The sequence below is a fragment of the Halomonas sp. AOP5-B2-8 genome (assembly GCF_052376475.1).
Classification (GTDB): Bacteria; Pseudomonadota; Gammaproteobacteria; order Pseudomonadales; family Halomonadaceae; genus Vreelandella; species Vreelandella casei.
Genome location: NZ_JBQSVS010000007.1, coordinates 101,632 through 115,729, shown reverse-complemented (window position 1 = coordinate 115,729; position 14,098 = coordinate 101,632). Strand labels below are relative to the sequence as shown.

Annotated in this window: 13 protein-coding genes; 8 read left to right on the top strand and 5 right to left on the bottom strand. The window is 54.6% G+C overall.

What is annotated here, in order from left to right:
* Positions 1-120: 120 nt before the first annotated feature.
* A complete protein-coding gene (locus ACT3RP_RS16460; RefSeq protein ID WP_483394178.1) occupies positions 121-1,758 on the top strand; it encodes a bifunctional metallophosphatase/5'-nucleotidase in 1,638 nt (545 codons plus the stop codon).
* A 26-nt stretch (positions 1,759-1,784) separates the two neighbouring features.
* Here the strand turns inward: ACT3RP_RS16460 and ACT3RP_RS16455 are convergent, their stop codons facing one another.
* The 4 genes from ACT3RP_RS16455 to ugpB all read right to left on the bottom strand — a co-directional run bounded on the left by ACT3RP_RS16455 (position 1,785) and on the right by ugpB (position 6,099).
* A complete protein-coding gene (locus ACT3RP_RS16455; RefSeq protein WP_483394177.1) occupies positions 1,785-2,840 on the bottom strand; it encodes a sn-glycerol-3-phosphate import ATP-binding protein UgpC in 1,056 nt (351 codons plus the stop codon).
* Between the two features lies 1 nt (position 2,841).
* On the bottom strand, positions 2,842-3,690 hold the full coding sequence (gene ugpE, locus ACT3RP_RS16450) for a sn-glycerol-3-phosphate ABC transporter permease UgpE (protein ID WP_483394208.1): 849 nt from the start codon (positions 3,688-3,690) through the stop codon (positions 2,842-2,844).
* Positions 3,691-3,724: 34 nt separating this feature from the next.
* On the bottom strand, positions 3,725-4,609 hold the full coding sequence (gene ugpA, locus ACT3RP_RS16445; RefSeq protein WP_483394176.1) for a sn-glycerol-3-phosphate ABC transporter permease UgpA: 885 nt from the start codon (positions 4,607-4,609) through the stop codon (positions 3,725-3,727).
* Between the two features lie 161 nt (positions 4,610-4,770).
* On the bottom strand, positions 4,771-6,099 hold the full coding sequence (ugpB, locus tag ACT3RP_RS16440; RefSeq protein WP_483394175.1) for a sn-glycerol-3-phosphate ABC transporter substrate-binding protein UgpB: 1,329 nt from the start codon (positions 6,097-6,099) through the stop codon (positions 4,771-4,773).
* A gap of 206 nt (positions 6,100-6,305) precedes the next feature.
* Between ugpB and argE the strand changes: the two genes are divergently transcribed.
* Positions 6,306-7,469, top strand: coding sequence for an acetylornithine deacetylase (gene argE / locus ACT3RP_RS16435; RefSeq protein WP_444625774.1), 1,164 nt, complete (start codon positions 6,306-6,308; stop codon positions 7,467-7,469).
* Positions 7,470-7,558: 89 nt separating this feature from the next.
* On the opposite strand, the gene ACT3RP_RS16430 is transcribed toward argE, so the two are convergent.
* Positions 7,559-7,870 (bottom strand): hypothetical protein, encoded by a 312-nt coding sequence (locus ACT3RP_RS16430; RefSeq protein ID WP_096276403.1) that lies wholly within the window; start codon positions 7,868-7,870, stop codon positions 7,559-7,561.
* Positions 7,871-8,056: 186 nt separating this feature from the next.
* Here ACT3RP_RS16430 and ACT3RP_RS16425 point away from each other — a divergent pair, with 186 nt between their 5' ends.
* The 6 genes from ACT3RP_RS16425 to ACT3RP_RS16400 all read left to right on the top strand — a co-directional run bounded on the left by ACT3RP_RS16425 (position 8,057) and on the right by ACT3RP_RS16400 (position 14,056).
* Entirely contained in the window at positions 8,057-8,530 is a 474-nt protein-coding gene (locus ACT3RP_RS16425) for a YchJ family protein (RefSeq protein ID WP_441686405.1), read from the top strand.
* The gene (locus ACT3RP_RS16420; protein WP_096276399.1) at positions 8,523-8,822 is read left to right on the top strand and encodes a GIY-YIG nuclease family protein; all 300 of its coding nucleotides are present in this window, start codon (positions 8,523-8,525) and stop codon (positions 8,820-8,822) included. The genes ACT3RP_RS16425 and ACT3RP_RS16420 overlap by 8 nt, the downstream gene beginning before the upstream one ends.
* 9 nt (positions 8,823-8,831) lie before the next feature.
* Positions 8,832-9,869, top strand: a complete 1,038-nt coding sequence (locus ACT3RP_RS16415) for a histone deacetylase family protein (protein ID WP_444672373.1) — start codon at positions 8,832-8,834, stop codon at positions 9,867-9,869.
* A gap of 88 nt (positions 9,870-9,957) precedes the next feature.
* Positions 9,958-10,293 (top strand): hypothetical protein, encoded by a 336-nt coding sequence (locus ACT3RP_RS16410; protein ID WP_096276395.1) that lies wholly within the window; start codon positions 9,958-9,960, stop codon positions 10,291-10,293.
* A 263-nt stretch (positions 10,294-10,556) separates the two neighbouring features.
* Complete coding sequence (locus ACT3RP_RS16405) at positions 10,557-12,413, top strand: ABC transporter ATP-binding protein (RefSeq protein WP_441686400.1); 1,857 nt, start codon at positions 10,557-10,559, stop codon at positions 12,411-12,413.
* A 113-nt stretch (positions 12,414-12,526) separates the two neighbouring features.
* Positions 12,527-14,056, top strand: a complete 1,530-nt coding sequence (locus ACT3RP_RS16400) for an ABC transporter substrate-binding protein (RefSeq protein ID WP_483394207.1) — start codon at positions 12,527-12,529, stop codon at positions 14,054-14,056.
* The last annotated feature ends 42 nt before the right edge of the window (positions 14,057-14,098 follow it).

The following is a 14,098-nucleotide window of genomic DNA, read 5'->3' as shown; positions in this document are numbered from 1 at the left end:
TTTCGATCTTTACCGGTGTGGATGCTTCCATACCGGTTTTTAGTGTGTCCAAAAAGTTATTTAAGTGATGGGGCATTTTTTTGCTAATATTATAAACTCGATATAAAAGGAGCCGTTAAAATGCATTTTAATCGATATAGTCTTGCGCTAGGGACAGCACTGTTCATTACCGCCTCCCCTGTGTTGGCCGATAGCTACACGCTGACGATTTTTCATACCAACGATCTCCACGGGCGGACCGATCAGTATCCCTATTTGGTGACCGCGTTGAATCACGCGCGTGAGCAGTATGGCGAAGGGCTATTACTCGATGCTGGTGACATCTTTTCTGGCACGCTCTATTTCAATGAGTTTCAGGGCCAAGATGCGCTGGAGTTTATGAATCTCATGGGTTACGACGCTTTTGTTCCCGGTAATCATGAGTTTGATTTGGGTGACCCGGAAGAAGGGCATCAGGCGCTAGCGGCGTTTTTTGCGGGTGCCGACTTTCCTATTCTCGGCGCCAATCTAGATTTCTCCGCAGCACATGAATTTGCTGACTCGCTGGGCGAGTCGCTTAGCGCAGACGCGCAAGCGGGCAAGCTTTATGACGGTATTATTATCGAACATCGCGGTGAGCGAATCGGCATCTTTGGGCTAAGTACTCAAGATAGCGAGACAATTTCAAGCCCCGGCCAAGTCGCTATCAGTGATTATCAACAAGCTGCTGAGGACATGGTGACAAGCTTTGAAGATCGAGGCGTGAACAAGATTATTGCGCTGACTCATTTGGGTTACGACAGCGACCCAAGCGTGGGCAATGACCTGCTGTTGGCCCAGCACGTGGAAGGGGTGGACTTGATCATCGGTGGGCACAGCCATACGCATCTGGAATCGCCCGTCACGGTGGCCGATAACGACCTGGGCGAGCCTAAAGCGCCCACGGTGATTGGTCAGGCGAACGAGTACGGCAAGTACCTGGGCGTGATGCAAGTCACCTTCGATGACGGCGGCTTGGTGCTCGATGCCAGTGGTGAACTGCTGGCGGCAGAGGATTTCGAGCCTGATGCTCAAGCACTTGAGATGCTCGAGCCGTACACCGCTCGAATCGAAGAAGTACGCGATACCCAAGTGGGCGCTCACCTGAATACACCGCTTCCCAACCCGCGTCATGGCAATGGCGATGAACAAAGTGTGCGTGCCGATGAAACCGCGCTGGGTAACCTGATTGCCGATGGTCAGCTTGCGGCCGCCCGCCGGGTGAACCCGGACACCGTGCTGGCGCTACAAAACGGCGGTGGCATTCGCGAGCCGATTGCCGAGGGCGATATCACCGTCGGCGAGCTGATCGCAGTGCAGCCCTTCGGCAATCGGTTGACGCTAATGGACGTGACGGGCACCGAGCTTCTTGAAACCATCGAGATTGCCTTGGCGGGCGCGCCGGATGAAAGCGGCGCTTTCTTGCAGATATCGCGCGGCACCCAAGTGGAATATGACAGCCGCGAACCCGCTGGTGGGCGCGTGGTGAGGCTGAAAGTGACTGAAAGTGGCAAGTTGCAGGACGTTGACCCTGCGCGTACCTACACAATCGCCACCAATAACTTCACCGCTGCCGGCGGCGACAGCCATGCTGCGCTCAAGGCCGCCTATGATGACGAACGCAGCACCATCGTGGGTAACACCGATTGGGAGATGCTGCGTGACTACATGGTGACGATTGGCGAAGTGGATTATCAGGTTGAAGGGCGGATTATCGACCTTGCTGCCAGCGAGTCTTAAGACTACTTGCGGCGTTAACTTATGGACTAATCCCCCATGCGTTGCCCAGTTGTGCTGTTGAAAGGATGCAGGGCGTCGCGGGTTACAAAAAATCGCAGTGTTTCACCTTCGGCGACCGGCGGCTGGCCTGAAACGCGAATGACGATGGGCTGGTCGCTTTCGGCAAGCGTCACGTACAGGTGGCTTTCGGCACCGGCGGCTTCAAATAGCGCAAGGGTTGATTCGACGATTAAGTGGGGCGCGGCAGGGGGTATTAAGTGCATATCATCAGGACGAATGCCGACGATATCGGTGCCTTCTGGCAAGTCATCCAGCAGGCCGCTGGCACCTTTTTCCATTAGATAGTTCACCGGCAGCATGTTCATGGCGGGGGAGCCGATAAATCCCGCAACGAATAGGGTCGCTGGTCTCGCATAAATTTCCATTGGCGTGCCGACTTGCTCAATCCGCCCGGCATTTAAAACGACTAAACGATCACCTAGCGTCATGGCTTCTAGCTGGTCGTGGGTGACGTACAGGCTGGTCGTTTTCAAGCGCCGTTGGAGCTGCTTAATTTCGACACGCATTTGCACGCGCAGTTTGGCATCCAGATTAGACAGCGGCTCGTCGAACAAAAACGCGGCGGGGTCGCGGACCAGCGCCCGTCCCATCGCAACGCGCTGGCGCTGGCCGCCGGAGAGCTTGCGCGGCTTGCGTTCTAGGAACTCCTCTATTTCGAGCATTTTGGCCGCTTTACGCACGCGCACTTCGATCTCGGGCTTTTTGAAGCCACGGTTCTTTAATCCGTAAGCGAGATTGTTGTACACCGTCATATGTGGATAAAGCGCATAGTTCTGAAACACCATGGCAATATCGCGTTCGGCGGGTTCGAGTTTATTGACCACGCGATCGCCGATTTTAAGCGTGCCTTCGGTAATCGTTTCAAGCCCCGCGACCATGCGCAAAAGCGTCGACTTTCCGCAGCCTGAAGGGCCTACCAGCACCACAAATTCGCCGTCTTCAATCGCCAGATCGATGCCCTTTACCGCATGCACATCGCCCGCGTAGGTTTTCTCAAGCCCTTCCAGGGTAATACTGGCCATCTTATTTCTCCGTCTCGGTCAGGCCTTTCACAAACATTTTTTGCATGAACAGCACCACTAATACTGGTGGCAGCATGGCAAGCATCACGGTCGCCATGATGAGGTTCCAAGCGGGCACCCGGTCGGATGAGGCCATCAGGCGCTTGATGCCCAGCACTATGGTGTAGAAGTCTTCGTCGGTGGTGACCAGCAGTGGCCACAGGTACTGCACCCAGCCGTAGATGAACATGATTACGAAAAGCGCGGCGATATTGGTGATCGATACCGGAAGCAGAATGTCCTTAAAGAACTTCATCGGCCCGGCGCCGTCCACCCGGCTCGCTTCCATCAGCTCTTCAGGCACGGTCATGAAGAACTGGCGGAATAGAAAGGTCGCGGTAGCTGAGGCAATCAATGGCAGCGTCAACCCCGCGTAGGAGTTGAGCATGCCCAGGTCGGCAACGACCGCATAGGTGGGGATGATACGAACTTCGACCGGTAGCATTAGGGTGATGAAAATGATCCAGAATGCCAGCATGCGAAACGGAAAGCGGAAATAGACAATCGCAAAGGCGGAGAGGATCGAAATACTGATCTTGCCGATGGCAATGGTCAGAGCCATGATCAGCGAGTTGCCCAGCATCAGCCACACCGGCGGCGTGCCGCCCACCTGCCAGCCAGAGCCCAGCATCTGTTTATAGGAGGCCCACATATTGTCGCCGGGAAGCAGTGGCAACACGCCGCGCACGAAGGCGCTGGATTCGTGGGTGGAGGCAATAAACGCCACGTAGACTGGAAACGCCACGACCAGCACGCCAGCGATCAGCACCAGGTGGGTCAGAATGTTCAGAAAGGGTCTGTTTTCAACCATGTCGATACTCAAATAAGTGAATAGCCTTAACGTGCTAGTAGTTGACCCGACGCTCCACATATCGGAACTGGATAAACGTCAAAATGATCACAATGCCCATCAGCAGCACCGACTGCGCGGATGAGGAACCAATATTCAGCCCCGCCACACCATCGGTGTAGACCTTGTAGACCAGCGTCATGGTCGCCTGGCCTGGCCCGCCGGCAGTGGTGGCGTCAATCACCCCGAAGGTGTCGAACATCACATAGTTGATGTTGATGATCAGCAAAAAGAAGGTAGTGGGCGATAAAAGCGGCAGCACGATGGTCCAGAAGCGCTTGAAGGGCCCCGCGCCATCAATGGCTGCCGCCTCCATCAGCGACTGTGGCACCGATTGCAGCCCGGCCAGGAAAAACAGAAAGTTGTAGGAAATCTGCTTCCAGGCGGCTGCAATGGTGATCAAAATCATCGCCTGAGTGCCCGAAACGCGGTGGTTCCAGCTGATGCCGAACCAGTCAAGCAGATGCGGTAAAAGGCCGATGGTGGGATTGAACAGAAACCACCACAGCACCCCGGCAACCACCGGGGCGACGGCGTAAGGCCAGACCAGCAGCGTGGTGTAGAACTTGGCGCTCTTCAGTACGCGGTTGACACAAACGGCGAGTAACAGCGCCAGACTCATCGAAAGAACCGTCACCGAGAGGGAAAAAATCGCGGTGCGCCCGAGCGCATTCAGGTAGCTGGGGTCGGCCAGAATACGTGCATAGTTCTCAAGGCCGATAAACGTCGTCTTGAAGCCAAACGCATCGGTACGCTCGAAACTCGATTTGACCGCCTGGCTTGCCGGCCAGATAAAAAACACCAGCGTGATCACTAATTGCGGTGCCAAGAGTAAAAAAGGGAGCCACCGATTTTGATAGGTGGAGCGTTTGGTCTGCATGGCACATCCTGTCTTACTATCGTTGGTGCGGCTGGCCGCTGTGGACAGCTGCCAGGAAGTAAGCCATCCCATAGGCTCCGGTGATCAGGGCGTATGGGATGGCTCCTATAACAAACCCCGGCTATAAAAGCCGGGGCCTTTTTACAAGTAACGAGAAGGGCTTAGTTATTGGCAGCCTCGAAGTCGCGCAGGATCTGATTGCCGCGGCGTGCCGCGTCATCCAGGGCTTGCTGGCCGCTCTTGTTGCCAGCCAGTACGGCCTGGAACTCTTCGTCCAGAACCATGCGCACCTGTGGGTAGTTGCCAAAGCGCAGGCCCTTGGAGTTTTCCGTGGGCTCGTTTAAGTTGATCTGCTCGATGGCGATATCTGCGCCCGGGTTCTCGTCGTAGTAACCCTGCTCCTGGCTCAGCTCATAAGCGGCGGTGGTAATCGGCAGGTAGCCGGTGCCCTGGTGCCATTCGGCCTGAACTTCGGGTAAGGAGAGATACTCAAGGAATTCGGCAACGCCTGCGTACTCGCTTTCTTCGTGGCCGGAAAGCACCCACAGGGTCGCGCCGCCAATGATCGAGTTCTGCGGTGCGCCGTCCACGTCATCATAGTAAGGCAGCATGCCAAAGCCTACGTCGAAGTCGGAGTTGGCCAGCACGTCGGCCCGCGACGCTGACGAGTTCATGTACATCGCGCAGTCGCTTGAGTAGAACGAGGGCGCCGCATCCGGGCCATTCGCCGGGCCTGCGTAGCTGTAAACGCCGCTATCCGACCACTCCTTCAACTGATCCCAGAAGCGCGCTTGCACCTCACCGTTGAAGACGAACTCGGTATCCAGTCCGCCGAAGCCGTTTTCCTGGGTGCCGATGGGCTGATTGTGCAGCGCCGAGAAGTTCTCAAGGCCCACCCAGTTGGCGGCATAGGCCATGGTGAAGCCACAGGAGGCTGCGCCCTCGTCGACGATCTGCTGACCCATCTCGCCCATTTCTTGCCAAGTGGTCGGTGGCATTTCCGGGTCGAGGCCAGCGGCTTCAAAAATGGCTTTGTTGTAGTAAAGAATCGGCGTGGACGAGTTGAACGGCATGGACAGCATGTTGCCGCTGGTGTCGGTGTAGTAACCCGTCACTACGGGCAGATAGTCGTCCGCGTCAAAGGTGTTGCCATGCTCTTCCATCAGCTCGTAAACCGGGTAGATGGCGCCCTGGGCGGCCATCATGGTGCCGGTGCCCACCTCATAAATCTGTACGAGGTGTGGCTGCTCGCCTGCGCGGAAGGCGGCAATGGTGTTGACCATGGTCTGTTCGTATTCGCCCCGGTAGGAGGGCGTGACACGGTACTCATCCTGGGTGGCGTTGAAGTCCTCGGCCAGCGCGCTCAAACGATCGCCCAGCTCGCCGCCCATGGAGTGCCACCAAGTTATTTCGGTCGCTGCGTGAGCCGACAAGCTAAGGCTTGCCGCTGCGATACCTACTGAGAGGGCGTGCAACGTAAAACGAGACATAACAGCTCCTTGTGAGCCTGAATTTCATCAGGCAGTGCAGTACGTTTTTTAAGATTTTTGAATGCACTGAACAATAGAGAGTGTAGGTGACGTTTTGATGAATGCGAGGTGAATACGAAATGAAATTCAGCATTAGGTAAGCAGAGTAGGTTTCATAAGGTGGGAGTGGTAGGGTTAGCGCCATATCACTTGAGAAAGAGAAGATCATGTCTGACACCATCGCGCTTTTGGAAAAACTGGTCGCCTTTGACACCACCTCTAGCGAATCTAATTTAGCGCTGATTGAGTACGTTGAAGGTTACTTAGCTGGGCATGGCGTTAGCGCTGACCGTGTGATGAGTCCTTGTGGCACCAAAGCTAACCTAGTCGCCAGAATTGGCCCTGATGCACCGGGTGGCGTCATGCTTTCTGGGCACACTGACGTGGTGCCGGTGGCCGGACAGCCGTGGTCGAGTGACCCGTTTACGCTGCGCGATGGTGGCGATGGGCGTTTGTATGGGCGTGGCACTTGCGATATGAAAGGCTTTATTGCCTGCGTGTTGGCCAGGGTGCCTACCTGGGTGAAAGCACCGTTGCAGCAGCCGATTTATCTAGGCTTCTCGTACGATGAAGAAATTGGCTGTGTCGGCGCGCCGGACCTTATCCGTTTCTTCTGTGAACACTACTCACAAACGGCCAACGTCATTGTGGGTGAGCCAACCAGCATGCAGCCGGTGGTAGCGCAAAAGGGCGCAACGAACCTGCGTACCACGGTGATTGGTCGTGAAGCGCACAGCAGTCAGGTCAACCAGGGTACGTCAGCGATTCATGTGGCGGCGCGGCTAGTAACCGTTATTGAAGACACAATGGCAGCCTTAGTCGAAGAAGGACGTGTGGATGAGGCCTTTAACGTGCCGCATACCAGCCTGCATGTAGGAAAAATTAAAGGCGGTACGGCGATCAATATTATGGCGCGAGAGTGTCAGTTTGATTGGGAAATCCGCCACCTGCCCACCGAAACGTTTGAGTCGGTCTATGCGCGTTTCGATGCATTTTGTGCACAGTTAACCGCTGAACTACAGGCGAAAGGCAAGCACGTTGAGATCACCACTACGCCCCTTAGCCCGACAGTGCCGGGGCTGGCTGATCGTGATAATGACTACGTACTACGTTTAGCCAAAGATCATTTGCCAGCTGCCTGCTGCAACCACGCAGTGGCTTACGCCACCGAGGCCGGGCAGTTTCAAGGCCAAGGCTTGCAAACCATTATTCTCGGCCCTGGCAGCATCGCCCAGGCGCACCAGCCCGATGAGTATGTCGAGATAGAACAGCTGCAAGCCTGCGATGATTTTCTAGCTAAGATGGGTAAAGCGCTGGAGCAGCCGGCTTAACAAGCGCGCTGCCTGATAACAAAAATCCCACCCTGTTAAAGGGGTGGGATTGTTTTCAAGCACACATTAAATAAGATGTTTATAGCGCATCAGTGCTGAGAGTGTTGCTCATAAAGCTCGGCTTTGGCATGACGCATCACGTCTTCGCACGCCTGCTGCTGGGCTAACTGCGTTAGCAGACGCTGAGTGACTTCAAAGCCTTTACCTAAACACGTGTCTACTTCTTGGGGGCTAACCATTGGCGTCACGCGGTAGTCAATTTTTACCGTGCGCCCGCCGCCTTCCAGTCGATCCGCAACACCCCTGAGCCGCCATGCGACTCTCTCTTTCCAAGTGGCTGATTCTTCCGCGCCTTCGTTTACGCTAAACGTGCACTGCCATTCCGGTTTGTAAACCTTCATAGGGAGAACCTCCAAAATTTTGGAAAGAATGATTGGTCGTTATTCGTACTCCGTCGTTTAAATATTTTGCGTTACCACTATATACCCAACCCAGCGGAAATATCGACACAAAACGTATACATGCCGGGCGACGCGCATAGCACCTTTCGGTTAGGCTATGAGCGATGTTGTGAAAGAGCACCTGTTATGACCTTAACGACCCCTAAAACGTGCCCCTGTGGTAGCGATTTAACGCTGGATAGCTGCTGTGGTCGCTATCATCACGGTGAGGTGGCGCCTACACCTGAAGCACTGATGCGTTCTCGCTATGCCGCCTTTGCGCTAGGTCTTAGCGACTACTTACTCGCGACATGGCACACCTCAACGCGGCCAAGCAGCCTGCCGCCTGACCCCGATACCGAGTGGAAAGGGCTCACTATCGTGGCCGCCGAGCCGCCGCTTGCGAATGTCGGTTACGTACATTTTCGCGCCTTTTTTTGTGAACGAAAGCGAGAGCATGGCCGTTGGCATGTGCTTGATGAAGTGTCTCGCTTTACGCACGAAGAACAGCGCTGGTGGTATGTGGACGGCACGCCCACGCTAACGCGTTTAAAGCCGCGCCGTAATGATCCGTGCCTATGTGGTAGCGGGCGTAAATTAAAGGTTTGTTGCGGTGAATAGTGGCATCGTTGAGCCTCAGCAAGCCGGTACTCAATGGTATCTGTACTTACTTGAGTGCCAGCGCGGCACCTATACCGGGATTACCAATAACCTAGCGAAGCGTTATCAGGCGCATTGCCTTGGTAAAGGGGCGCGTTACACGCGGGCGAACCCTCCCGTTGCGCTATTAGGCGCCGAGCCGTTTGAAGATCGCGCCGCCGCTAGCCGTGCTGAATACCAGTTAAAGCAGCAAACAGCGAGCCAGAAACGCCGCTGGGCCAAACAGTGGCCGTATCAATTAGATGCCGATTAAGGAACCTGCATGCTGACGTTTTACTCAGAAAAAAGCCGTTTGCGCCAAGCGCGTACCGAGTTACATGATGGCGCGTTGGTCACACCATTTGAGTGCCCTGAACGCCTTGATCTGGTGCTTAAAAAAATCCGTCAATCTGGCCTTGGCGATATTTGTACGCCCAACGATTATGGCCTGGCACCGGTACTGGCGGTGCATGACGAGCACTACGTCACGTTTTTAGCTAACTGTTGGAAAGAGTGGGGAGCGGCAGGGCACGAAGGTGAGGCGATTCCCAACATCTGGCCGGCGCGCAGCATGCGTGGTGACCGCATTCCGCGCTCTATTAGTGGTCAGCTAGGTTACTACGCTCTGGCGGCGGAAACGTCGATTTCTGAAGGCACCTTTGAAGCCGCCATGGCGAGTAAAGATGTGGCACTTGGCGCGGTGGAGCACACTCTACAAACCGGTGAACCAAGCTTCGGACTATGCCGACCGCCCGGCCACCACGCCGCTTATGATCAGTTCGGCGGCTACTGCTTTTTCAATAATGCCGCGGTTGCTGCCCAGCGAGCGTTGGATGCAGGCAAGCGCCGCGTTGCAATTCTGGACGTGGATTTTCACCACGGCAACGGCACCCAGCAGATCTTCTATAGCCGTGACGATGTGCTGTTTATATCGCTGCATGGCGATCCCGAGGTCACCTTTCCCTATTACTTGGGCTACGCTGATGAACAAGGCGAAGGTAATGGCAAAGGCTATAACGTCAATTACCCCATGCCTCCAGGCACCAGCGTCGCTACCTGGATGGCGACCTTGGAAACGGCATTGGCGCAGATTAAGGCCGCTGAATGCGATTGCCTAATTGTGTCATTGGGGGTCGATATCTTTGAGGGCGATCCGATTAGTGCCTTCACCTTTGCGAGCGCCGATTTTGTCGCGCTAGGTAAACGCCTCGCGGAGGCAGGCCTGCCTAGCGTGTTTCTGATGGAAGGGGGCTATGCGGTGGATGCAATTGGTGTCAATGTAGTCAATGTGTTACAAGGTTTTGAACAAGGTCTTCACTAATATTCAACAACGGACAAAGTTTAACCAGTGACAGCGGCCAGTAAATCGGGCAGGCTGACGCCCTTTAAACGGGGCAGGGAGCTTAAGCGTGGCAGTGTATGGCGGCATTCAGGCACATGAATTGGAACGTTGGCTCAACGCGTTGACCAACGCAGCGTATGATCGACGCTGTCCGCTGGCAAAAGTACACGGTGGTAATGCCCGCGCACGCACTGCCCGGCAGAATTTATTACTGTTAGCCCATGATTACCGCAGTGGCCAGCGCACCCGCGAAGAGAGTGCTTTTATCCTGGGGCGCTGGTGCGAAACGTACCTTTCCGAAGCGGAATGGTACGTGCTGGTCGGCACCCGCCAGGCACCTTCCCAGCCCCAAAATGAAGAAGAACGCAGCCTTACCGTTCTCAAGCAGCACCGGGTGGGATAATTTCGTGTGCATGCAAAGCGTATAGGTACGCAGCTTTCAAACTCCCGAAATGGGAGTTTTTTGTGCGTGTACTGAAATTTTCAGGTGTTAACGGCGGGATGAATTCGCGGGTGTTATACGATTATAAATTGACAAAAGTTTAACAATATAAGTAGTTTGAAGTAATTACTACATACGACTAATGGTTTACGAACGCTCTGGGCAGCCTACATTGACGCTGATCAAAAGACAGCGCTGCCCACGAGCAGGGAGCATGGCATCTTGTGATAACGACACCCGCGCTATCGGTTCGCTCCTTGAGCGTGAATTTTGGTTCTAACTGCGTTGTTAATAATCTAAGTTTTGATGTTTATCCTGGCAAGACAACCGCCATCGTCGGTGAGTCAGGTTCAGGAAAGTCGGTGACGTCACTTGCCATCATGCGTTTAGTTGAATACATGAACGCTGAGATTACCCAAGGCTCGATACATTTTTGTCGCGATGCCGAGGGTGGGCAAACGCAAGACCTCGCGCAGCTTTCCGATAAGGCGATGCGCAAGATACGTGGCAAGGAAATTGCCATGATCTTTCAAGAGCCGATGACGTCGCTGAACCCGGTTTACACTATCGGTGACCAAATTACCGAAGTACTCGTCCTGCATGAAAAACATACCAAGGCCACGGCACAAGCTGAGGCGGTCAAATTGCTTAAGTTGGTGCGCTTGGCCGATGCAGAAGCACTGCTGAAGCGCTACCCTCACCAGCTATCGGGCGGCATGCGCCAGCGGGTAATGATCGCCATGGCGTTAGCTTGCCGACCCAAGGTGCTGGTAGCCGATGAGCCTACCACGGCACTGGACGTGACGATTCAGGCCCAGATTCTTACCATCATGCGCGACCTTCAGCAGGAGCTGGGGATGGCGGTTATCTTTATTACGCATGACATGGGCGTAGTGGCAGAGATGGCCGATCAAGTAGTGGTCATGCGCCATGGCGAGAAGGTAGAGGAAGCCACAGTGGAGGAGATATTTGCCAATCCGCAGCATCCCTACACTCAAGCCTTGCTCGCCGCAGTGCCAACGCTGGGGAGTATGCGAGGCGAGCCGCTGCCACGAATGGACCCTTTGGTTGAATTTAAGGCGAATGCAGCGGTTACGCGGGGTGAAAGCAAAACGCAGGATACCGCTAAAACCGATGCCACTCCGGTGGTAGAGGTGGAAAACCTAGTGACTCGCTTTGATATTCGTAAGGGTTTCTTTGGCGGCATTAGCCATCGAGTGCATGCGGTAGAAAATGTCAGCTTCACTATTTTCCCTGGTGAAACCTTGGCGCTAGTCGGTGAGTCAGGCTCTGGAAAATCGACTATCGGACGCACTATTCAGCAATTGCAAGAAAGTACCAGCGGCACGATACGCTTTAACGGCCAGGCGGTAGCAGACATGTCGCGCGCCGAAAAAATGCGCCTGCGCCAGGAGGTGCAGTACATCTTCCAAGACCCGTTCGCCTCCTTAGATCCACGCAAAACGGTGGGCTTTTCGATTGCTGAGCCGATCCGCACCCATGGTTTGTTGCACGGTACAAAAGCGATACGCCAGCGGGTTGATCAACTGTTGGAACGCGTTGGGCTAAGCGCAGAGCAGGCTGATCGCTATCCTCACGAGTTCTCGGGCGGCCAGCGGCAGCGAGTCTGCATCGCGCGTGCGCTGGCATCCAAGCCTAAGCTGATTATTGCGGACGAAGCGCTGTCTGCACTAGATGTGTCAATTCAGGCGCAGATTATTCATCTGCTCATGGAGTTGCAGCAAGACGAAGGCTTGGCCTATCTATTCATTAGCCATGACATGGCGGTGGTGGAAAAAATGAGCCATCGCGTTGCAGTGCTGCACTTAGGCCAAGTTGTCGAGCTGGGTGAGCGTCAAGCGGTATTCGATACACCTCAGCACTCTTACACCCGCAAGCTCTTGAACGCTGTGCCAGTGGCGGACCCTGGCCATCGGCGAGAGCGAGTGTTGCTACAAGGCGATATCCTCAGCCCCATTCGCAAGGTCGGTGATGAGCCTGAGCATGTGCCGTTAGTGCAGGTGAGCACCGGTCATTTCGTTGCTCAGGAAACCGACACTGACGCGCGTTTGGCATCTTAGTTGCCTGTTGAGCGACCGCCCGGCAGATAGTGCTCTAAAAAAACACCTTGCTCGTTATTTTCTAGCAAGGTTAGTGACAAAAAACAGGAGTGAACCTCATGCAAAAACCTAACATGCTAAAAACTAAAACGGTGCTCAATAGCGTGATCGCGAGCCTGGCCTTAAGCGTTGCCTTTTCAGCATCGGCACAAGCGGGTTCGTTAACTATCGCATCACCCCAGGACCCTGGTACCTGGGATCCTATCGATACTTTTCTAGTCAATTGGGCGTCGGTTGCCACCAATATTTTCGATGGCTTAACGTATCGCGGGCCTGATTTGGAGCTGGTGCCCGGCCTGGCTACCGAGTGGGAGGAGCTGGATGACGGCACCCGTATTCGTTTCACGCTACGCGAAGGCGTCACCTTCCATAACGGCGAACCCTTCAATGCCCAAGCGGTAAAGTTCACTTTTGATCGTTTACTGGGCGAGGAAGGTTCGCGAGGGCCGCAGCGTTCTAACTACACCGCGATTGAAAGCGTAGAAATCATTGATGATTACACCGTTGACTTCCATCTCAATGAGCTGGATCCGGTGTTATTGACCAAGCTTGCTGGTTACGGTGCAATGATCGTACCTCCGGCTTACCTGGAAGAGCATGACGACGAGTATTTCAATACTCATCCCGTTGGCACTGGGCCCTTCAAGGTGGTGGCGTACAATCCTCGTGAGGATATCCAGCTGGAAGCCTTTGCCGACCATTGGGGCGGGGCGCCGAAGCTGGAAAATGTAACCTATCGCTTTATTTCTGAACCCTCCACCGCTGTTGCTGAGCTGCAGGCAGGGCGTGTTGATATCGTCATCCCACCGACTATTCCAATCGGTATGATTGATACGATCCAAAATCACGACGGTGTGAGCATTGTCAGCGTACCTTCACCGACCGTGGAAGCGATTCGTTTTAACACCCAGTCAGGTATTACCGCCGATGAGCGCGTGCGTAAAGCATTAATCATGGCCGTCGACCGCCAGGCTATTATTGACGCAATTTTAGCGGGTGAAGGCGAGATGATTGCCAGCTTCCAGGGCGCTCAGTCGTTTGGTCATGATCCTGAAATGGAACCGCTGCCCTATGATCCACAGCAGGCTCGCCAGCTGTTGGATGATGCCGGCATCGAGCCTGGCGCTACCGTGCAGATTGATGTGCGAGGTAACGACGCGACCTTTGGCGAGGTGGCTCAAGTCGTCGCTTCCTATCTGCAGGCCGTAGGCGTGACCGCCTCAATCCAGCCTTATGAAACCAATGTGCTGCTGAATGACATTATTCCCGCAGGGCGTACGGGCGAGATGTTCCAACAAAAGTGGGGTGGTTGGACGTTCGATTTCGATAATACGGCCTACCTGATGTACCACAGCGGCGAGCGCTGGAATCCTTACGACAGCGACCCTGAATTAGATGAAATGCTAGAAGCACAGCGCAGTATTTCAGACAAGGATGAGCGTGAAGACCTGCTTCAGGCGATTGCACGCTATACCCAAGATCGCGCGCTGGAAATGCCGCTTTACAGTATTAATGCCTTGTACGGTGTGAACGATCGCGTCGAGAACTTTGAGCCTGCTCCGGATAACCGTATGCGCCTGACCGATGTCGATGTCGCTGACTGAAACGTGATGCAACCTGGCCGCTTGAAAGAGCGGCCGGATACG

What these genes read in the sequence shown, in the direction of transcription:
- ACT3RP_RS16460 (WP_483394178.1), top strand. Translation starts at nt 121, where the DNA reads ATGCATTTTAATCGATATAGTCTTGCGCTAGGGACAGCACTGTTCATT.
- ACT3RP_RS16455 (WP_483394177.1), bottom strand. Translation starts at nt 2,840, where the DNA reads ATGGCCAGTATTACCCTGGAAGGGCTTGAGAAAACCTACGCGGGCGAT.
- ugpE (WP_483394208.1), bottom strand. Translation starts at nt 3,690, where the DNA reads ATGGTTGAAAACAGACCCTTTCTGAACATTCTGACCCACCTGGTGCTG.
- ugpA (WP_483394176.1), bottom strand. Translation starts at nt 4,609, where the DNA reads ATGCAGACCAAACGCTCCACCTATCAAAATCGGTGGCTCCCTTTTTTA.
- ugpB (WP_483394175.1), bottom strand. Translation starts at nt 6,099, where the DNA reads ATGTCTCGTTTTACGTTGCACGCCCTCTCAGTAGGTATCGCAGCGGCA.
- argE (WP_444625774.1), top strand. Translation starts at nt 6,306, where the DNA reads ATGTCTGACACCATCGCGCTTTTGGAAAAACTGGTCGCCTTTGACACC.
- ACT3RP_RS16430 (WP_096276403.1), bottom strand. Translation starts at nt 7,870, where the DNA reads ATGAAGGTTTACAAACCGGAATGGCAGTGCACGTTTAGCGTAAACGAA.
- ACT3RP_RS16425 (WP_441686405.1), top strand. Translation starts at nt 8,057, where the DNA reads ATGACCTTAACGACCCCTAAAACGTGCCCCTGTGGTAGCGATTTAACG.
- ACT3RP_RS16415 (WP_444672373.1), top strand. Translation starts at nt 8,832, where the DNA reads ATGCTGACGTTTTACTCAGAAAAAAGCCGTTTGCGCCAAGCGCGTACC.
- ACT3RP_RS16400 (WP_483394207.1), top strand. Translation starts at nt 12,527, where the DNA reads ATGCTAAAAACTAAAACGGTGCTCAATAGCGTGATCGCGAGCCTGGCC.